The following is a 21,610-nucleotide window of genomic DNA, read 5'->3' on the forward strand; positions in this document are numbered from 1 at the left end:
TTCAGAAAAAAGCAATGCTATTTCCTAAACCCGAGTTCTTCTCCCAGCTCAAGGCAGCTTTTTATATCGCTTATCCCGTCCGAGCAAGTAACATCGGCCAGACTAGCGGCAGCCACACATACGCCGAGTTTCAGCGCCTCTTGCATGGGCCATCCCTCATGCACGGCAAGAAGAATTCCGGCGGCTAGGGCGTCTCCGGCGCCGTTATTTCCCACGATATAGCCTTCCGGTAGGAATAAGCTCGGTTGAAAGAGGCGGAGGCCATTGCGTTGCGCGGCCCAGACCCCTGCGGGGAAATGGATGATGATCCAATCTTGCACGCCCATGGCGAAAATATTATCAAACACCTGCATGCATCGGCGTTCCATTTCTTGTTCATCATGCAGCTCCATCAGGTCGATTCCCGCCAGTCTACTGGCTTCAAACTCATTTAGAAAGAGGTAATCGACATAAGGTAGGGCACAAGGGACAATGTTGGTAAAGCGATCGCTGTTTTCAGAGACCAGGTCTACGGTAGTAATAAATCCTTGTTGTTTGGCTTCTTCCAAAATTTCAGAGGCTTGGGTTCGGCCATTACTTTGAATTTCGTCCAGTTTATCCAATAGCAATAGGTAGCCCAGGTGGAATATTTTTGCTTGCGATTGGTTGAGGTTAAAATGCGACTTCTCGAGCTTGGCATTGGCGCCACGGTGATGGAAGAACGTACGCTTGCCCGATTGTTTTACGGATACCACTAAGGTATAGGAGGAAGGAACATCTGGCAGGCTCTTCAATTGATCGCAATTGATACCGGCTTGTTTACAGTCTGCTAAAATCCAGCGGCCGTGAGCATCATCACCAACGAGGCCGATGGCCTCCAAGGGGAATGCTGCGCCTAAGCGAACTAAGGCCGATAGGATATTGTAGGCGGAGCCGCCGTTACTCTTATATTCATCTAGGATATTGACCAGGGATTGTTCTTCGGGGAATTTGTCGATAAGCTTAACCTCATCTAAAATCCAATTTCCGGCGGCCAAGATGCCCGATCGTTGCGCTTGCTGCATACGTGTTGTCAATTAATAAACGCCTAATTTATTTCTTTTAAATACATGGGATGTTTAGCTTGCCACCGTCTGTATGTCTACTGATTTACGATCCTGGTGCGATAGGAGGGCGGCATCGAAAATCTCATGGCTGGCCAGTACCTCTTCCAGGGTTACACAGCCAAATCGACCGTCTAATTTCCCCTCCCGCTCTGCGAAGAAGGCAGCCAGCATCTGCATAAAGGCTTCGGGAAATCCCGGTTCAAAAATACCGCCGGTAATGGTTGGGAAGGGAACTTGAAAGCCGAGGTCGGTACGTTGCCAAGACTGCTCATTCCCCTGGTTCCAATTAAAGGTCCATAAGGCTTTGGTGTCCTTGGTGCTGTATTTTACACCACCTTCGGTGCCATACACCTCAATATACCAGGTGTTGGTTTCGCCGGGCGCCAGGCGTTTCATTTCCAAGGTCATCGGAATGGGCTCATCTCCGTCGCTATGCACCTGTGTGGTTAAAATAGCATTATTCCAAGTGTCAGCATCGGCCATGCCCCCTTTGCCATCGGGCCGTTTGGTTATTATTTTCTGCAGTTGGGCAAATAGAATCTCCGGACGCCAACCCAGGCGTAAAGGAATATGGAGAACATGGATACCCAAGTCGCCCATCACACCAATCTGACCACAGTAGGCCGATTGACGCTTCCAGTTTACGGGTTTTTGAGGGTTCATATCGCTGGCATGTAAAAAGCCCGCTTTAATCTCTATAATCCGGCCTAAACGACCGCTCTTTACTTCCTCAACTACGCGTTGGGCACCCGGAAAGAAGGGCATTTCGGAACTACAGCGTGCAAATCGCCCTAATGATTTTGCGGTATTAATGATTTCCTCGGCGGCTTTTAGGTCAATGCCGAAGGGTTTTTCGCCTAATAAATCTTTGCCGGCTTGCAGAATTTCGATGTACATCGATTTATGCAGGTGATGAGGTACTGCAATGTAAACCACGTCCACCTGTTCACTATGTATCAGTGTGGTATAATCTGTGGTTAATAGAGAAACGGTTTCAATTTGTTTATACCATTCCAATGCTTGTTCGTTCAGGTCGCAAACTGCGGTCAGTTGCACCTTTACAGGATAGTTGTTCAAGGTAAACCAACGCCCGAAGGCACTGGCTGCTTCCTTGCCCATTAATCCACCGCCGATAATACCAACACGTACTGTTTTCATCAATTTTAGCTTAAAAGGTCAATTACTTCTGCTGGTTTTTTGCCTTCATGCACAATGGCCATTAAGGCTTGCGTCATGCCCCCAGGATTGGCATGCTGAATCACATTACGCCCATACACAATCCCCTTGACGCCTTGCTGCATCAGCTGATAGGTGCGCTCCAAGATCTCAGCGTCACTTGCTTTACCGCCGCCACGTACCAAGACTGGAATCTTGCCGGCAATTTCAACCACACGATGGTATAAGGAAACATCATCGGTCGGATCTGCTTTAATGATATCGGCGCCGAGTTCAACCCCTTGTCGTACTAAAGGAATGATCTTCTCCGGATCGCCATTCACCATATAGCCTCCGGCTTCGCTATTCGGGCGGAACACCAAAGGTTCTACCATCAAGGGAATGCCATAGCGATCTGCTTCTGGTTTTATTTTCAGAATGTTCTGGATACATTGATCGGTTACTTCAGGCTCGTCAGGAATACTGAATAGATTGACCACCACACAAACCGCATCTAAACGAATGGCCTGTTCAATGGGGTTTTCAATCATCCGGCTAAAGAGCGTCCTTGGCAATTGTTTGCCATAAACATTGGCCACATCGGTACGAAGAACCAAAGAAGGTTTTTCCCGACCAGGAATGGATTGCAGGTAGTCTGCTTGACCAACGGTCAGCTGAATGGCATCGGGAGCTGCATCGACTAAGATGTCTACCGATTTTTGAACACTTTCGATGCCTTGCAAAAAGCCGTATTCATTAAAAAAACCATGGTCTATGGCCACATCAAAACAATGGCCAGACTTACTATTAAAAAGCCTGTTCAGGCGATATGATTTCATAGCTTGTATTCATTATAGGTAATAGATTGCGATTGGTTAAAAGTCGACATGGACTAAATCGCCGAGTTCTGCTTGTAAAATATTGTCCTGCGGGAAGGCATGGCCTAGGTGCTGACGGAATCCCTCGCCATAGGCTACCCCGATTTGTTCGCCCCGATGGGATGAAAAAGCCTTCATGGCAATGATGTACTCATCCATACCATGGTGTTCACGAAGCCAGGTGCGTTGCGAGGCATGGCAGGCTAACATCTCCTCCTTCATACCGATTTTATCGCTGATATCTACGATCATACCGGGTTTTATCGCTTCGCCAAATTTATCCTTGCCTTCCATGGCATCTAAGTAATAGAGATGTGGCGTGTAAAAATAAGGTTCGGCACCTTCGGTTTTTATATTCACAATACCCGCACTAAAACAGGCTGTCTGTACTAATTTGCTGGTCATTTCATGATCGACCATATAGCAGGAAGGGCTCATGGTCATCACAATTTGTGGCCTTGTTTTACGAATTAAGGCGATGGTTTTTAATAAGCTCGGTCTGTCGTACAGCACAAAGACATCATCGCATTCCAGGCAGTTGTAATTAGCACCCAATAAGCTAGCGGCATCTGCGGCTTCTTGTTTGCGAATCCGGCCAATCTCCTCACGGCTAAGGGTTGTTGTTCCGCAATCGCCCGGCGTCATGGTGGCCATTTCTATCTGCCAGCCCTTCTCCTTTAATTGGGCTAAGGTACCGGCGCATAGGATTTCAGCATCATCCGGATGGGCAACTAAGGCTAATATCGTTTTATTCGTATCGTTCATGTGAAAGGTTAGTGCATTTCAGTGTCTACAGATTTAATTGCTTTCCGGTAGTAATGGAACTCCACATTTGGGTGGTCCGCCAATAAAGACATTGGCACGGCGGTATCCACAATACCTTTGGAAATCATGAAAGCTGTCAATCGCATCCCAAAGGGGTTGTCATGATTGCCGGCTTGCCAAATGCTAACCCGCTCGGCCTTCCAAGTCTCTACCGGGCCTACGGTGGTCGCTTGCATTGGTACCCCAACCACATAGCCACCACCTGAAGTGCGTGCATTTTGCATTAAGGTAATGGGGTGTAAATCGACAATACGGGCACTCAATTGCCGGTATTCTTCGGCGGTTGGCGGCGCATCGGCATAAGCACCACTGCGCTTCAACGGATCGTTAAAGGCCCAATGTTTGGCATCACCCTGTCCGCCTTGCATGGTTACACAACGAATCTCATCAAAACTTTTAGTATACTCGGCCAAGTTAGATGCCAGCGGATAATGAATGTTCTCCTCCGGCATACGTAGTTCGGGCTTGATTTTGTTGAAGAGTAAATCACGATTTGCTTTCACAAAAGAAAGAGGATGGGTGTCAGGCACTTCAGTGCCATGTTCATACCATTCATCCATGCCCCAGAAATGGCAGTTTTTCAGGTTTATTTCTAGGCTATTGACCAATTGAGCTACTAAGGGTAGTTGTTCGGTAGGGCCAATAGGTCCGCAGATACCTGCCGGTGCAGCTGCTGTCGATTGCTTCCAGGCTTCAATGTATTGCAAGGCCTCGGCCAGGTAAAACTCTTCCAAGGTTTCATGGAATATCACTTTGAATCCCGGGCGGCTCAATTGCAGTAAATCTTTTTCGCTAAGCTGGGCAGCATCGCGCATAATCTGTTCATCCAAGGTAGTATAATCCCACCAGGTTTCGGCAAGCCTACTTATCTTTCTCATTGCTAAGGGTTTAAATAGAGGTGTTTATGTTGATTAATATATGCTGTTCTTTGTTTATAAACGGACAACTTCGCCGGTTTTCACCGACTTATCGCAGGCAAAGGCAATGCGCAAGCTGTTTACCGCATCTTCAATATGGTCGCTTAAGTCTACATCTTCTTGAATAGCCTTTAAAAAATAGGCTTGCTCACGGTTGCAGAGTTCTTGATGATCGGGTTCATCGGTTAAGTCAAACCATTCATCTTCCTGTGCAAAGAGTTCTTCCTTCGTTAAACTGGCGTGGTGGCGTAAAATGGATTCGGTTTTGGTATGCGCTTCAATAGACCCCGATTTTCCGGTGCCTCCGGCTTCTTTGGCCACGATAGAAACGGATCCTTTCGGGCCTACCACATCTTTTACAAAGAAGGCCGTTTCACTAACCATAGGGCCCCAACCAGCCTCATACCAACCTACAGAGCCATCTTCAAAGCGAATCTGTAGGTTGCCATAATTATAATTGTCTTGGGGAATCTCGTTGGTTAACCTGGCGCCAATGGCATAAACTTGTGTCGGTTTAGAGCGAGTCATCTGACACATCACATCGATATAATGTACGCCACAATCAACAATCGGGCTTAAGCTCGACATCAGGTTGCGGTGCAAGGTCCACATCGCACCATCGCTTTGTTGGTTCAGGTTCATCCGCATCACTAAGGGCTTGCCTAAATCGCCAGCCATATTCACAAATTGAATCCAAGAAGGGTGATGCCTCAAAATATAGCCTACTACCAATTTTTTACCCGTTTGTTTTGCCACCTGTTGCACATGCTCGGCACCTTCCACCGAACTGGCGATTGGTTTTTCCACGAAAACATGGCAGCCACTTTCCATGGCTTTTACGGCATAGGCTTCATGGGTGTCTGGGTAGGTCGAGATACAAACCGCGTCGGGTTTGCTTGCTGCTAAGGCCGTCTCAAAATCATCATACAAAGGATAGCCGCCTCCCATTTTCTCATTCAATAGCTCTTTGCTTTTTCCTCTGGATACCAAGCCTACAATTTCAAATTCGTCCATAATATGGTAAGCCCAGGCATGGGAAGCTCCCATATTGCCACAACCTACCACCAAGATGCGAACTTTTTTATTTTGATTTTCCATAACCAAGGGTCGATTTATTTGAGTTCTTTGATCTTAATATTTTTCCAACGTACTTTGATGCCACCGCCATCGTGAATCTGTAAAGCAATAAAGCCTTGGGCATCGCCTATTTTTTGATCGGATAGGTGAACCATCTGCTTGCCATTGATCCAAGTTGTAATTTCATTACCCTTGGCTACAATGCGCATTTTATTCCAATCGGTAGCTTTTAAGGCTTTTTGTTCCTCTGCCCCCGGTTGGATTAACCAACCACGACCGTATGACTCATAGATACCCCCGCTATTGGACCCGGGAGGCGCTACTTCAACTTGCCAGCCTTTAATCTTCAAGCCGTCGATATCCGAACGGATAAATACGCCACTGTTGCCATTGGCTTCGAGCTTAAATTGCAAGTTGAGTTCAAAATTTTTATAGCTGGTATTCGTAGATAAGTACCCATATTGTTTATCTGGTCCGCTTTCACAAATCAATTCCCCATTTTCTACATACCATTTTTCTGTACCATGAACTGTCCAACCGGTTAAATCTTTTCCATTGAACAAGGTTTTCGTTTGGGCAGAACTAGGGCTACTGAAGCTCAACAAACCCAAGATGAGAATGACTAAAAGGTAATTTTTCATGCTGTTTTATTTTTTAGGTGCCTTTAAAGGGATCATATCTAAGCGGCGAACAAACATCTCGGCGCCTTCTGACTGTACTTGGATCTTCCCTTTGGAAGGGCGTACGTTGATGGCTTGGTTAACCAGCTTTCCATTGACATAAATATCAATGATGTCGCCGTGAACCACACATTCCAGTTTATTCCATTCACCTACTGGTTTATCAGCGTCCTTAGCGCCACGAAAACCTAACTCATCCTTCCAATTTGGATCACGTCCTGACCAATTGATCCGCCCCTTGTTGATGGTGACCAATTCGCCGCCTTTTTGATAGATAGGGGTCCCGCTTTGGCGTTCTTTAGCAACCGGGCTGGTAATGCTGAACTTGTCGGTGCCATCGCCTACAACGATAAAATCGCCAACACCACCTTCAATAATATTACACTCAATGGAACGCATCCAAATGCCCGAATATCCACCATCGTCACCCACGGAATGGAATAACAAGCCATTGTCGCGTGCTCTTTCTTTCCGGCTTCCAAAGGTCAATTCGCCCCATTTGAATTCCATGATTAATTTGTAGTTCTCGTATTCTTCATTGGTCGTAATACAACCCCATTCTTCACCTGAGATGCGTAAAATACCATCCTTGACTGTAAATACACCCTTAGGATCCTGATGACGGCCACGATCTTGAATAAAGATGTACCAGCCGTCCAAGTTCTTTTTGTTGAATAACTGAATAGTTTTAGGTTTTTTCGGGGGAGTATTGCTGGTTGATGGCTCCAGGGTTATACCGCTGGAAAAAGACATCAAGATCCATGCAACTCCGAGCATGCCGATCATTCTTTTCATATGTAACCTCCTCTTGTTTTTTTAATGGTTGAATTCGGTTTATTGAAATGCGTAGGTTTATCTATTCAATATAGGCATTCCTACAGATTTATAGCGTATTTGATTAGGTTTCTATTACAAAGATATAAATACAGGTTGTATATACAAGTTAAATTACAAAAAATTACTTTGCATCTCCCTTTTTCAAGTATTCAATCAGGTTTGCCATGTCGTCCTTAGACATGGTTTTCTCCAGTCCGTCAGGCATTAATGAAAGTCCGGAGTTGCTTAATGATTCAATATTGCTTCGCAATATCGCTACATCAGCACCTGTCGCTGTACGAATGGTTAGGCTGTTTTCATTTTCTGATAGCACCCAGCCGGATACAGCACTGCCGTCTTTTGCTTTCACCAATACCGATTGATAGGAGGGATAGACTTCGTAGTTAGGCACCAAAATATGCAGTAAGAGTGCGTCTGCCGGTTGGTTTTTAACCCCACTAAGATCAGGCCCTACATTACCGCCTTTGCCGGCATAGGTATGACAAACGGCACACTGGGCTTGGAATATCGCGGCTCCTGCTTTGGCATTGGCTGCTTTCCCCAAAATGGCTTTATAATCTTGGTAAACCGTCATGCGGTCTCCGCCCTCTAGTTCCTTAAACAGCTCATTCGCTTTCGCACTAACGCTTGCTTCCTTGCTTTTCATTAGCCGAACACGGTCTACAGAAGAGATTTCTGCCGCCGCAATGCGTCCGGACTCAATGGCTTGAAATAAAACAGGAATGAAGACATTGTTGGTAACCAAGGCGGCAACAACGGCTGGTTTCACCTTAGGGGAGAGTGATTTCCACTTCTCCTTTTCTGTTAGCATTTCTCCACCCTTAGGATCTTGAAGACGGCTAATGGCATTAATGGCTTGCATTTGAACATTTGGTGGATAACGGGCGTCTAATAATTGCCGAAGGGTAGCTTCTGCCTGCGGATAGGTACTATAGCCTAATAAGGCGATAGCGTTTAATTGGGTAGCCGCGCTATCTTTCAAGGCAATTTCCTTTAAGCGTTCCAGCATCTGATCTAGCTGCGGACTCGCATCGCTACCATTAACCGCATAAAGCAAGCCTTTTTTCACGGTTGCTAATTCTTTTCTACGTCCGCTCATGCCTTCGGTTAAGCCAAGCATGGCCGAGATTTTCCAGGAATCTATGGCTTCAGGGCTTATTAAATCGGTAAAAAAGCTACGAGACTCTGCTAAGCTGCCGGATTGACCAATTAATCGGCCTATGTCTTGCATCACCGCCGCGTAAGCTTTTGGTTCGGCAGGACTACTGGCCTTAAAGGCCTGCATAAAGGCTTGCGTTTTGCCCGATAGTCCACTTAATACCGCCGCTCGGCTCCATTTATCGGCACCATCTTTTGCTGCAATTTTAGCTAAGGCCTGAATGGCATCATCGCTGTTACGATTTCCTAAGGAAATAGCAGCGTAATACCTTACACGGGCAGAAGGATCATCTGCCAACTTTAATAGGGCTGCATTTGCAGTCGCAAAGGCCGGATTATCGCTTGTTAAGAGTTGGGCTCCTTGTTCGCGGACTGCCGCCGAAGGATCTGCCAATACCTGCTGGATGTGGGTTGCTTCTAAAGCATTCAGATCTTGCAATAACCATAGCGCTCTCACTCTCCCTGCTTCTTGTTCGCTTTTTACTGCTGCCTGCGCTAATAAAGAAATTGCGTCTTTTGGTTTTTGCTCTAGTAAAAGGCGGAAAGCGGTTGCACGTTTCCATTCATCAGGAGAGGAAAGGGCATCGACCAAGTCAGCAGTCGTTGCACCCTTCTCTACTTTACCAAATTTATCATCCTTATTCGTGTCAAAGTCTTCCTGGACGATGCGGTAGATCCGACCGTCGGTTTTACCACTTTCAAAGTCTAGCTTATCGCGCATCTCTTCGGGAACATAGGCCGGATGGTCGATTACTTTTCGATGCATATCGGCAATGTATAATCCTCCTTCTGGGCCATGCTGCGCATATACCGGGCGAAACCACTCATCCGTAGATGCGAGGAACTCCTTGCCCTCGGTTGCAATGGCCGAGCTAAAGCTAGGTCCGTTTTCTTTCACAATTTGTCGTTGAACCAGGTTCTGCGCTGATTCGCAGATAAAAATATTCCCTTGGTAGGCTGAACCCAAGGCTGTTCCATTGTATACCACTAAACCACTGGCTGCCGTAAAGGTGCCGGCATGCGATTTACCCATCAAACTCGGGATGTAATCGGCCGTTGTAACGGCTTTGCTAATGGGGTAAACCACAGCTTCGGCTTCTACAGGCGATACATTTTGTACCGATTCGTTGAACACTAAGTGCGGGTTGCGGGCGAGGTTCCAGGGCTCCATTAAGATTTGCATCACCGGATGCCTGTTGGAGGAACCAAAACGATGGCCAAAAGGATCCATGCTGAGTCCAAATTGACTTTTACCCCCGGTTACTTGGAATTCGAAAGTCTCTGGATTAAACCGGCCATCAGCAGCCGTGTAAGTCACAGCAGGGCGCTCCGGATGCTCTGGAGATGTCACTGATCCCCCGTTCAATCCGCCGGTAATATAGATCCAACCGTCTAAGCCTAAGATAGGGTGGCTCATCCGAATTTGTGCGGTCTTCGTATCGTTAAAGCCAGTCAGCACTGTTTTTTTGATGTCTGCAACCCCATCCCCATCGGTATCCTTGAAGTAATAAATATGGGGCGCGCAGGTAATGAATACTCCGCCTTTCCAAGGTAATATCCCGTTTGGATAGGTTAGTTCCGTTGCAAATTCATGCCGCTTGTCATAGTTGCCATCTCCATCGGTATCGGTTAAGAAGGCAATTCTGCCTAGGGTTGAAGGAGGCGCCCCTTCTTCAACCGGATCTGGGTATCCGCGATCCTCCACCACATACATATTTCTGTTTTCATCGAAGGCAAAAGCGACCGGATCAATCACCAAGGGCTCTGCTGCAATCAGGTCAATGCGCAGGCCTTCTTCCAATTGAAAGCTATCAAAAGCTTCTTGAATACGTTTGTTTTCATGGCCAGATTTGCAACTTAAAATGGCTGTAGCTAAACCGACGGCAAGTAGTTTGTTTTTCATTGTTGTTTATCATGGATGTGTTGCAACTACCGGAATAACTAGTTCTTGGCAGTTGCGTTGTTCTGTTGTGCTTTGTGTTTGGCTAATAAATCAAATAATGATTTCAAGATTTTGTCCGAAGCATTTTCTTCTAAATAGCTGGAGCGTGCGCGCCAGGTTTCATATCCTCCTAAGCGATGCTGAGCAGGGGTGGGTAAATAGCCGTTATAGCCGTTGGCAAGCTCAATATTAAAGGTGGGCTTAAAAGGACTCTTTGCCTTTAACTCTAAGCCGATTTCTACAAATACTTCTGCCGGGATGGCCGTAATGGCCAAGTCGCCAATACGGAATACCTGCAATAATATATTTACGTTGTCGGGATAGTCTTTCATTAACAAGGTTTCCCGGGCATAGATTTCTTCTAAAGATTTCATCGTAGGGCCTTCCGCTTTAGCGACAATCTGTTCTGCGCGTTTGATCTCGGCTGCATTAGGTTTCCGTACGCCCAAGGTCAGCTCCGTTTGCTTAGCCGCTAAGGAGACCCAGTTTTGGGTGGGCGCATCTTTAATGGCGGCATAAGAGGCATTGGCTACTTTTTTAGCCACCGTATTCATTTTTTCATAAGGGCCGAAAGACTCCATTTTATCGCTAGGCCAATTGATGTTGTTAATATCACCGCTGGTGCCATTGCTCATGACCCCAACAAAGTAAGGGCTTCCGGGTTCTTTTTTGGCTTGTAGCAATTCGCCAATATGATCGGCAAAGCGGCCGTAATAATCCGCGGAGATTTCGCCAGGGCCAGTGCCTCCAACATAATGGAGCGAGTAATTCGCTAATAAGGCAATAGGTTTTCCATCCAGGGTCTGGACCATCATGGTTGGAACTTCCGTGTCGGTAGGGCCCGCAGGTTTTACTTTATTCGGATTTCCAAGGCCTGGGTTCATCTTCACTTTATCCTGTCCGCCAAATGGGTTTGGCATTGGAGTGCCCGGTTTCAGGTACCAACGACGGTTGAAAACTTCCGAGTCTTCCTTGCCAACTCCCCAAGCTATCTTGGCTGGAACTCGATTTTCATAGGCTCGAATTAAAGCATCGGCAGCACGTTCGACCAGAAACTCTTGATATTCCGGTGTTGGGTCACTTTGGAATACGCCACAGGCGGTCCCCGCCGAATGGGTATGGGTGGCCGACATCATCATGTTCTCCACCGGGATGCCGGTGAATTCGGAAGCTCTTTTCTTGGCTTTATCCAAGGTCTCCCGATAGACCATGCACAGGTCTAATACCACAAAGCCCAGTTGTGTATGGCCATCGTCTAATACAATGGCACGCGCATGAATATCATCGTGGACATTGCGGACGGTGACATCTTGCATATTGCCATTGATGGAATAGCCAATTTTTGGGGTGATGGTGCTGGTGGCAGCCCCAGCTTTGAAGCTGGCTGAACCCTGCCCAGACTGGCCATTCGCATGGCTGCTGATTAAAAGGAAAGCGATAAGAAATGTGCAGATTATTCTTTTCATGTCCAATAGGATTAGGTGTTTATGGTTATTTCGCTTGCTGGCTCATTGCTTTAAACTGTTTTTCCAGGAGAGCGACGATTTTTCGTGAGGCTTCTTTTTCTACGCGATTGGTGCCAAGCCATGTTTCATAGCCGCCGAGGGCATGTTGCTCGGGAGGCGGAAGATAGCCGAAGGAGCCATTGGCAAAGCTGATGGTAAAGGTTTTCGATGCTGCAGGATTTTGCTTTAAATGAAGCCCTGTTTCCGCAAAGGTCTCAAAGGGAATGGCGCCAATTTGAAGGTCGCCAATCCGGAAAGCCTGTATCGGAACGGCAATCTCATTTGGCCACTCGTTGGCCAGTTGGGTTACTCGTTCAGCATAGGTTTTTTCTAAGGAATGGTTGAGGGGCTTACTGCCCTCAGGCAAGGCTAATACCCGCTTGGCCCATGCGCTTAATTGCTGGTCGGGTTTGCGGATTTGCAAGGTAAGATCTGCCTGTTGGGCCTGCAATTTCACCCAAGGCTGATAACGGATCTGCTGTTGTGCTTTAAATACCTTATCGGCTATATCATTTGCTACAAGCTCCATTTTCTCGTAGGGCTTGAATTTGCTGCCCGTGGCTTTGACATCAATATTATTGATATCGCCGGAGGTGCCATTGCTCATTATGCCGACAAAGGGAACTGTTTGCCCCTTTTGTTGTAGGATGCTTTTCATCTTATTGGCAAATACAGCAAAATAGTCTGCAGAGATGTCGTGCATCGGAACACCACCGATATAATGCAGGGAATAATTAGCCAGTAAGGCTATGGGTTCTCCATTTGTAGACTGTATGGAAATAAAGGATAATTCCGGGTCGGTAGGACCTGCGGGTTTATCTAAATCTGGATTGCCAACGCCAGGATTCATCTTAACCTGTTCCATCACGCCGAATGGATTAATCGCTGGCTTTTTAAGATACCACCTCCGGTTGAAAACATGCTCTGGAATATGGACGGAAGACCAACCAATTTCGGCTGGCTGTAAATTATGAATGGCCATCTCTACAGCATCGGCGATGCGGTGGGCCAGGAATTGTTGATATTCATCTAAAGGACGATCCTTGTTCCAGCCTCTGCGCCGCAGTCCTTCCCCTTCAGCACTTGTGGCAGAGTGGGTATGGGTGCCGGCAATGAGAATGTTTTGCACTGGAATTTGCGTGCGTGCTTGAATCTGTTGCTTGGCAGCATCGCAGACATGACGTGCTATTCCGATATTATCGCAGATAACGAAGGCCAGTTTATTGCTGCCGTCATCTAACACAAGAGATCTTGCATGCAGCTCGTCATGTACGTATTTGGCTGCTGGAGGTTCACCGAAGTTCCCAACGATACCACCTCCTAAAAAAGGTGTAATATTGCTTAAGGCGGCACCTGCCTTAAATGTTTTGCTGCTATTGCTTTGTTGCGCCACAGGAAGTAGTGGCCATAGGATAAAAAAGGACAAAGTATATAAGATTACCCAATTGATGTGCTTATTTAGCTTTTCCATAATTTTAGTTTTTTACGCTAAGCCTAGCTGTTGTAACAGACAGTGATGCTGAGCGGTATTTTGGTAATTATCTAATTATTGCAGGCAAGGAGACGATCATCAATTTAGGCTTTGTCTCGTGCAATAAATATACAACTTGTATACACAAGAACAAAGCCTAAGGTCTAATAATTTTCTCCCATCCTATTGGCTACTTTAATTCTGGTGGTACATTGCCATAAGACCAAGGCACTGTTTTTGCCGGAGGAAGTGCTGGTAGCGGGATTTTCCCGGGTTTCATCTCATTGGCTAGCTTGATGCCAGTATCGGCAAATTGGCGCCCTGCTGTAACTTCTAAATTCGAATAGGAGGTTAGTCGGGTCTCATACCCACCACCATTCGGACCGAAGGCTTCTTCCGTAGGAACATAGCCTACCACACCGTTGGCCAACTCTACAACAAAAGTGAAAGGAAAATGACTGCCCTTTTTGATATCTAAGCCGTATTGCACAAAATACTCCGCCGGATTGGAAATCAAGGCAACTGGCCCTACCTGAATGGCTTGTACTTCCACCTCAACCTCGGGTCTCTTCTTTATCATCGCATCCAACATTACCGTTTCCTTCGCAAAAGTCCATTCTGTAGCGCCAGCTTTCTCGGGCCCTTGTTTCACCAATTCGAAAGCTTTCTTCACTTTTTCCCCACTTGGAACCCGACGTTTTATTTGCCATACTTTCTGTCTTGAATCTAAAGGGATGTCATTTCCGGCTCCTCGCTTTATTAAGAGCAGGGTTTTATAGGCTTCCGCACCGACGCGGCCACCGACCAATTCCCACCAATCTTCTGCATTTGGATTGGCATATTTGGCCAGGTTATCCACCTGGGTAATATCTCCACATGCGCCTTGCAGAAAGACAACAGGTAGAGCTGCATTTCCTGTTGCTCCGCGTAAGGTGCGCTCCATGGCGCCAATCCAATTTGCAGAAATACCATCCGGGTTTGTTGTTGCGTGGCAAGCAAAATTGACCATCACCCCCAATAAATTATCTTTCATGTCCCATACGCCGATGGTGCCCACATCCGGATCGATAGGACCCGCATAGTCAATAATATCTGGATTGCCAACCCCCGGATGGGAATAGCTGAGTCCATTTTTCATGCGTAGGCGACGGTTAAAAGATACTTTATCTTCATGGCCTACGCCTACAGCCAACTTGGCATCTTGTAAATTCTTATGGGCTTCGCAGACCGCAGCAACAATCTGCTGCTGCAGGTACTGGATAAAGCCGGGGTCAGAGACAATAGACATATTTGTCGCGAGTTCCTTCACCATGGGTGATGCATCGTCAAAGTCGCCAGGTTCCGACATGGCAATAGGGCCTGAGGAATGCGAATGGGAAGCTCCGATCATGATGTCGCTGCCTTGGATACCGCATTGTTCCTGGATCTCGGCACGACTGACCTGCACCACCTTACGGGTGATGAAAATAAGATCAACACCTACGATGGCTACTTTTTTGCGGCCATCATCGAATACAGCGGCCCGAACTTTACATTGGTCATGGAATTTTCTATGGTAGCTTTTCCCATAACCACCAGGCTGTTCCATGCCTATATCCGGCGTGATGTCTTTTTCGCAAAAGGCCGCCCGAAAGATGGGCGCAATACCTTCCGCCGGCATGGCCCAAAGAAGGGCCGCCTGCAAGCAAAAGATAATGGGGGTTAGGATGTATTTCATTGTATTTAGTTTATGGATGAATAATCAGGGTTTATTTCCAACCTGGGTTTTGCGTCAGGTTTGGATTTAAGGCAATCTCCTGTGTTGGAATCGGGTAGAGGTATAATTTATCGTCCCATTTGCGAGCAGGATAGCCTGGGTATACCACCCGTGGTTTACCTGTAGCAGGTTCAATAGCGCCGACTAATGTTCTTGGATTTTCTAAGAGTTTTCCTGCTTTCCAGCGGACAATATCATCCCATCGTTCGCCCTCTGCTGAGGTCTCGATACGTCTTTCCCGGCGGATTTCATTGAGTAAAGGACTGATGGCAATTTCCCATTTCGGCCAATTCGGATCAACAAAGCCAACAGCAACTGTAAGGTGTGGCATTTTTACCCGATCGCGCAAAAGGTTGATGGATTTGTCTAAAACAGCTTGAGTGCATTCGTTTAACTCGGCCTTAGCTTCGGCATAGTTTAACAATACTTTTCCATAGCGGAAGATAAAGTCATCAGTAATTGAGGTACTTGGTAACCGGTCTTTTTCATAGGGGCTGTAACCCTTGATGATAAAGTAGCTGGTTGGACAGTAGCTGTTGTCGAACTCCGGCATTTTCTTGTTGTTCGCAACTCCGTTATCATATATCCGATATGGACGATCCTCATAATAGATAGATTGCCGCATACGTGGGTCACGATTTATAAATTCATCAGCAAACTTACTATCTCCTTTATACATAGGGCTTAAAGCAATTGGAAGTCCGTCCTGGCAGAGGTAAGACTCGACGAAGTCTTTGCTGTAGCCAGTTCCTGGTTCACCCAATTGGCGAACGTTATTGTGCATCCGTTTATCGGTAATAAACCGTTGGACTAGGATGCCTTCGGGATTTCCTTTGAGCTCGTATTGAACAAAGAGATCGAAGAAATCTTTTTCTGCATTTCCTGTTTTGAAGACACTAAACTGCCCTGAGTTGATAATCTCTTCCGCTGCACTTGCGGCAAGCTTTAAGAGTTGGTCATGGGCGGTTCCTACTTTATGGTATTTTCGAAACGTACCTTCGTATAAGGCTACTTCAGTTTTAAGAGCTAAAGCAGCATACTTCGTTAACCGATCGGCTGCCGATGTGCTAGGAAGGCTGTTAATCGCGAAGTCCAGCTCCTTAATGATATTGTTTGTCACGGTTTCGCGGGAATCTCGAGGGGCAGTCAATTCTTCTGACTCCGGGGTCAGGCTGCTGTTCAACCAAGGCACTTCTCCAAACTTTTTGAGTTTTTTGAAATAATGAAATGCCTTGAAGAATCGAATTTCAGCCTCTGCTTGTTTTAGAGCGTCGCTCGCTGGAATGCTACCAATCCGATCGAGAGCGTAATTGCATCGACGGATCTGTAACCAATCGGCTTTTCCCCAGCCTCCGTCGGTTGATGGAATATTATATTCATTCCAGGTGAAGATGTTTCTACTGCGGGGCACTTGATTGTCACTTGCATTATCAATATCATACCAGGCAAGGCGGGCATCATATAAAGTTGGGTAAAACTGATTCGCATACATCTCCACGTCTGCTGCGGATTTCCAAAAGGTTCCATCGCTAATTTCATCAAGCGGATACCGCTCCAAATAATCGTCATTGCAGGCTGTTAAAGATAAAGCTGCAAGGATACATAAGGTATATAGATTGTTCATTCGTATCATGATTTTTAAATTATGGCCGGTTTATAAACTGATACTTGCACCAAAGGAAAATGATCGATACATCGGATAGGAACTCGGGCCTGGGAGTTCAGGGTCTGATATTTTGATCATTTTTGTAAGCGTCCATAGGTTACTGCCTGTAAAGAATACGCGAATCCGGTCGGTGCTGAATTTCTGGGTAATATGTTGAGGAATGGTATAGCCTATGGTCAATTGCTTCAGGCGTAAATAAGCACCATTCTGAAGATATCGTGTCTGCACTGCTAATACATCCGCAGCTCCAGAGATAATTGGTCTCGGGAAGAAAGCGTTCGGATTCTCTGGCGACCAATAATCCATGGCTACCTTAGGAATTCCAACCCATTCGTTAGAATATTGCGTCAAATAATACAATTGGCTCATTTGCAAATCTCTTTTTCCTACTCCTTGAAAGAATACATCGAGATCAATTCCTTTCCAGGAAGCATTCGCACGAAAGCCATAACTATAGCGTGGTGTATTATTACCGATAATGCTCATATCACCGTGGTCATTTAAGGTTTGTGCGCCACGGGTAATTTTCCCGTCACCATTTAGATCTACCATCCATAAATCCCCGGCTTGTCTTCTTCTGCCATTAATATTGGTTTGGTCAAGCTTTAAAGCTTCCTCATCCGTTTGGAAAAAGCCTCCAGTGGTTAGTCCCCAAATATTTCCGATATCTGATCCCACATAGTAGTCGGCGATTAATCCTACGGGGTTATTGTATTTGGTAATTTTTGCTGAGTAATCGGAAAGAATCCCGGTTAATCCATAGCTTACGTTGCCAACTTGGTCATTCCAAGTGATATTAAGATCAAACCCTCGGGTTCTTAAATCAGCGGCGTTCGCCTGAGGCTCCGTAACGGCTAATACCGCAGGTAATGTTTGCGATTTAGTCAACATGTCTTTGGTGTCGCGGGTGTAGAAGTCTAGAGATCCGTTTAGGCGGCTGTTGAGCAAGGCGAAGTCTATCCCGATGTTTTTCTGTGTCACTGTTTCCCAGGTAAGGGTAGAACTCACTAAACCTGGTGCTATCACAGACATTGGACGGTCACCATTGATCAAATAATTCACATCGGCGGCTGAGAGGGTAGCGATATAAGGGTAATAGCCTGGAACATTTTGATTCCCAAGGTTACCATAAGATGCCCTGATTTTTAATAAGCTTACTTTTTCTTTAAGGGAAGAAAAGAAAGCCTCATTATCTATCCGCCAGCCTACTGAAACAGAAGGAAAGAAGGCAAAGCGATCTTTTTTTGCAAATTTGGATGTCCCGTCATATCGGCCGTTAAATTCTACCAAATAGCGATCGTCATAACTGTAGTTAATCCGGCTGAAAACTCCGCGGATTGCATACTCATCAATGCCATCATAGGCAAAGCGATCGCCAGAGGCCAAGTTGATATAAGGCACAGAGTTGATGATTAAATTCCTTCTTTCCGCAGAAACCATATTGTATTGGGCATACTCTTGGTTAAAACCAACCATCGCTTTGAAGTTATGTTTCTCCAAGAAGGTTTTCGTATAATCTGCGTAGGCATTAAACACGTAATAACGGTCTTCATTGTCTGTCCGTGTTACGCGGTTTGGATTACTTCCTCCATAATAACCAACAACATCACCTTTAACATTGTAGAACGGCTGCTTAGCAACATATGACATGTGTTTAGTATTCTTGGTATTAAAAGAATAGTCCACATTAATTGAAATTTCTTGAATAGGTTTGATTTTTACTAAGCCTGTCATCCAAACATCATTTACTAGGCGGGTCTGATATCCGCCTTCGCTTAACATTTGTGCGGGATTAAAGATAGAGCCTTCGTGTGTCCAATTGCCATTTGGGTCTTTGTAGGGTTGGGTAGAATAGACGTTGGTTTGGTAGATGGTGCCATCCTCGGGGAAAGAATTCCGAAAATAAGGGTCATTGGGAGGAAAGCGTTTATTTCCGTTATTGATGCTGATTCTGGTGCCAACACTAATCCATTCTTTGATGTTGTAATTGAGGTTGGTCATCACATTATAGCGTTTATAATATTCATCAAAAAGATCCCGGTTGGTCAAGCCTCGCTGGTTGATAAACGAGAAGGAAGAATAGTAGTCGAACTTATCGGAACCCCCGGTAATGCTTGCTGTATGTTGTTGCATGGGATAGCTTTCACTCATCAGAATCTTTTCCCAATTTGTATTTGCAGCTCCTGTCCACTCATCTAATCGTGCCGGGTGAATGAAGGCCGAAGGCTTAGTTGGGTCGTTATAATGCGCCATCATCGCTTCCATCGTAATATCATCATAATAGTTCCGGCCATTGACGCGCATGGAGGCCTCATTCATATAAGCGATGCGGTCCTTAGTGTCAATAAACTCAATTTTACTGGTCGGGCTATTACTGGAGAATAACGTAGAAAGGGACACTACCGGTTTCTCCTTTTTACCACTTTTGGTGGTTATTAGAATGACTCCATAAGCAGCTCGCGCACCATAGATTGCGGCAGATGCGGCATCTTTTAAGATTGTGACACTTTCGATATCGTTTGGACTGATCAGGTTCACATCCATAGGGATACCGTTGACTAGAATTAATGGCCCTCCACCATTAATAGAGGTGTTCCCCCGAACATTGAAGGAGGAACCTTTACCGGGTGCTCCACTGCCTTGGGTAACATTTAAATTTGGAGCTGTTCCTTGTAAACCCTGCCCTAAGGTGGTAATCGGGCGGCTTTCTAACACTTCGGAGCTCACCGTCGATACGGCCCCCGTCAGATTTTCCTTCTTCTGGGTTCCATAACCAATAACAACCACATCGGAGATGGAGGTCACATCTGCAGACAGAGTTACATTTGTGACCCCATTGCTCGCAATAGCTACTTCTTGCGAAAGGTAGCCTACATTGCTGAAAACAAGGGTCTTGTCGTTGTTGGAGGCTGTGAGGCTATACTGGCCGGAGGCATCCGTAGAAGTTCCTGCTGCTGATCCTTTTACCTTGACACTTACCCCTTCTATTCCTTTACCGTCGGCATCCGTAACACGTCCTGTTAGTTCTTTCTGTTGAAAGAAGGATTCAACAATCAGGTTTGATTTTTTTAGCGTATTCACTCGCTTGGAAGTGAATGTGTTATCGCTGAGTTCATCTGCAAAAGCAGGCAATCCTACTGAACTGGTTAGTAGGCTGGCACTAACGGCTAATGCGTGGAAGAATCGCGATAGTTGCTCTGGGCGGCTATGTTGTTCCATATGCATAAATTGATTTAAACCTAACTTGAAAATATGGAGCCTGCTGGCTCGTATGGTCATAGGCAGGGCAGGCGATATAAAAAAGCATATCGGTTTTAGTCCGCCTAATCAGTGTTTACCTGTCGGATTTATTGTTCGTTATGGACCCGAAATGCCAAGGGTGTCAAGCGTAGTTTAGGATGTCTTAATTTAATAGGAATCTGGACGCTTTCGGGAGTTTCTGCATGTATGGAGAAGTGTTTCTTTGTTATTGGTTATTGTTTCCTTCTCATAATTCGTAGAATATCTAATTCTAACTATAATTAGTTAAACAAATATAGTAATACAGCTTGTATATACAAGAAATTAAGATAAAAATATTTTATATTTTTCATGTATAATAATTAAATGACTGAAAATCAGTGATATAAAAATAACATTGTTTTGGAAAATTTTGTTTCTATATATTTATATGTCTATACAAGTATTGTTAACCACTAATTGTTTTGGCCTCTCTATAAAAGGAATTTACGGAAAGAAATATACTGCCTGTATATACAAGAAAACCTATTTAATAAGCTGTCGATTCACTATATTTGTCATTAAAACACATTGGAATTATGCGAAAATCAGCAGGTACTCCATTATATAAGCAAGTTTTTGAAGAATTAAAAGCCAAGATTGACGCTGGCCATTATAAGATCGGCGATTTGCTTCCCTCCGAAAATGAGTTATGTAAATTATATTTCACCACCCGACCTACGGTTCGGCAAGCCCTGAACGAGCTTACCAATCGGGGATATATTGTACGACAGCATGGTAAGGGTAGCATAGTCTCCGAGCCTAAGAATGGATTAGGTATCTTATCGATTAAAGGAGCTACAGCAGGTGTGGGTAAGCATAATTTACGTACAGCTATTCTTTCCAAGCCGCAGAAATGCGCTTGGCCGGAGTCCTTTGCCTTCGAGCTATCGGCAGAAGAGCAGGAAGCAGGCGCAATTACCTTCTCTCGCTTGCGCTATGTAAATGGCTTGCCCACGATGTTCGAGGAAACCTTCATCAGTAATTTAGGGCTTCCTCGCTTTACCCTACACAATCTGGAGAAAAACTCACTCTTCGATACATTGAAGCACTATCATGCGGTAGAGGTTAAGGAAGGGGAGCAAAAGATATGGGCCATTGAAGCCAGCAAGGAGCTAGCTGAGCTTTTCAATATCAAAGCTAAGAAACCCATCTTACACATGAAGCGTAAGCTGGCCACCAATAAGAAGAACTTATTCATCTATTCCTTTTTATATTGCAATACCGAAGAGTTCTTTATTCAAGATTATTTTTAAACATAACGTTTTCAGACCGTGAGGGAAACAGAATACCTGTAAGCCCATAAAATAAAAAATCCCGAATGCGAGTTCGGGATTTTTACGTGTTGGGCAACTGAAATGCCCGAAATTGATATAGGT

Annotated in this window: 15 protein-coding genes; 1 reads left to right on the forward strand and 14 read right to left on the reverse strand. The window is 45.5% G+C overall.

The features are described from left to right. Nucleotides 1–17: 17 nt before the first annotated feature. From GQF63_RS17910 to GQF63_RS17975, 14 genes are all read right to left on the reverse strand, one after another. Nucleotides 18–1,043 (reverse strand): carbohydrate kinase family protein, encoded by a 1,026-nt coding sequence (locus tag GQF63_RS17910; protein WP_160370621.1) that lies wholly within the window; start codon nt 1,041–1,043, stop codon nt 18–20. A 54-nt stretch (nt 1,044–1,097) separates the two neighbouring features. After that, entirely contained in the window at nt 1,098–2,243 is a 1,146-nt protein-coding gene (locus GQF63_RS17915; RefSeq protein WP_160370622.1) for a Gfo/Idh/MocA family protein, read from the reverse strand. A gap of 5 nt (nt 2,244–2,248) precedes the next feature. Continuing rightward, nucleotides 2,249–3,079: a class I fructose-bisphosphate aldolase gene (locus tag GQF63_RS17920; protein ID WP_160370623.1), complete on the reverse strand. Its 831-nt coding sequence runs from the start codon at nt 3,077–3,079 to the stop codon at nt 2,249–2,251. A 36-nt stretch (nt 3,080–3,115) separates the two neighbouring features. After that, complete coding sequence (locus GQF63_RS17925) at nt 3,116–3,883, reverse strand: PIG-L deacetylase family protein (RefSeq protein WP_160370624.1); 768 nt, start codon at nt 3,881–3,883, stop codon at nt 3,116–3,118. Nucleotides 3,884–3,891: 8 nt separating this feature from the next. Continuing rightward, on the reverse strand, nt 3,892–4,821 hold the full coding sequence (locus GQF63_RS17930; protein WP_160370625.1) for a sugar phosphate isomerase family: 930 nt from the start codon (nt 4,819–4,821) through the stop codon (nt 3,892–3,894). A 54-nt stretch (nt 4,822–4,875) separates the two neighbouring features. After that, nucleotides 4,876–5,958, reverse strand: a complete 1,083-nt coding sequence (locus GQF63_RS17935; RefSeq protein WP_160370626.1) for a Gfo/Idh/MocA family protein — start codon at nt 5,956–5,958, stop codon at nt 4,876–4,878. 14 nt (nt 5,959–5,972) lie between these two features. Next, nucleotides 5,973–6,578, reverse strand: coding sequence for a 3-keto-disaccharide hydrolase (locus tag GQF63_RS17940; RefSeq protein ID WP_160370627.1), 606 nt, complete (start codon nt 6,576–6,578; stop codon nt 5,973–5,975). 6 nt (nt 6,579–6,584) lie between these two features. Further along, nucleotides 6,585–7,412, reverse strand: coding sequence for a 3-keto-disaccharide hydrolase (locus GQF63_RS17945; protein WP_160370628.1), 828 nt, complete (start codon nt 7,410–7,412; stop codon nt 6,585–6,587). A gap of 163 nt (nt 7,413–7,575) precedes the next feature. After that, nucleotides 7,576–10,515, reverse strand: a complete 2,940-nt coding sequence (locus GQF63_RS17950) for a PVC-type heme-binding CxxCH protein (RefSeq protein WP_160370629.1) — start codon at nt 10,513–10,515, stop codon at nt 7,576–7,578. Between the two features lie 38 nt (nt 10,516–10,553). Continuing rightward, complete coding sequence (locus GQF63_RS17955; RefSeq protein WP_160370630.1) at nt 10,554–12,020, reverse strand: hypothetical protein; 1,467 nt, start codon at nt 12,018–12,020, stop codon at nt 10,554–10,556. A gap of 25 nt (nt 12,021–12,045) precedes the next feature. Further along, on the reverse strand, nt 12,046–13,530 hold the full coding sequence (locus GQF63_RS17960; protein ID WP_160370631.1) for a neutral/alkaline non-lysosomal ceramidase N-terminal domain-containing protein: 1,485 nt from the start codon (nt 13,528–13,530) through the stop codon (nt 12,046–12,048). A 190-nt stretch (nt 13,531–13,720) separates the two neighbouring features. Next, a complete protein-coding gene (locus GQF63_RS17965) occupies nt 13,721–15,247 on the reverse strand; it encodes a hypothetical protein (RefSeq protein ID WP_160370632.1) in 1,527 nt (508 codons plus the stop codon). Nucleotides 15,248–15,278: 31 nt separating this feature from the next. Further along, nucleotides 15,279–16,910 carry a RagB/SusD family nutrient uptake outer membrane protein gene (locus GQF63_RS17970; protein ID WP_160370633.1) on the reverse strand — a complete coding sequence of 544 codons (1,632 nt, stop codon included), beginning with the start codon at nt 16,908–16,910 and terminating at the stop codon, nt 15,279–15,281. Nucleotides 16,911–16,940: 30 nt separating this feature from the next. Continuing rightward, nucleotides 16,941–20,171 carry a SusC/RagA family TonB-linked outer membrane protein gene (locus GQF63_RS17975; protein WP_160370634.1) on the reverse strand — a complete coding sequence of 1,077 codons (3,231 nt, stop codon included), beginning with the start codon at nt 20,169–20,171 and terminating at the stop codon, nt 16,941–16,943. A 599-nt stretch (nt 20,172–20,770) separates the two neighbouring features. Here GQF63_RS17975 and GQF63_RS17980 point away from each other — a divergent pair. Beyond that, a complete protein-coding gene (locus tag GQF63_RS17980; protein WP_160370635.1) occupies nt 20,771–21,487 on the forward strand; it encodes a GntR family transcriptional regulator in 717 nt (238 codons plus the stop codon). Nucleotides 21,488–21,610: the final 123 nt, after the last annotated feature.

This window comes from Sphingobacterium humi, assembly GCF_009768885.1.
GTDB classification, from domain to species: Bacteria; Bacteroidota; Bacteroidia; order Sphingobacteriales; family Sphingobacteriaceae; genus Sphingobacterium; species Sphingobacterium humi.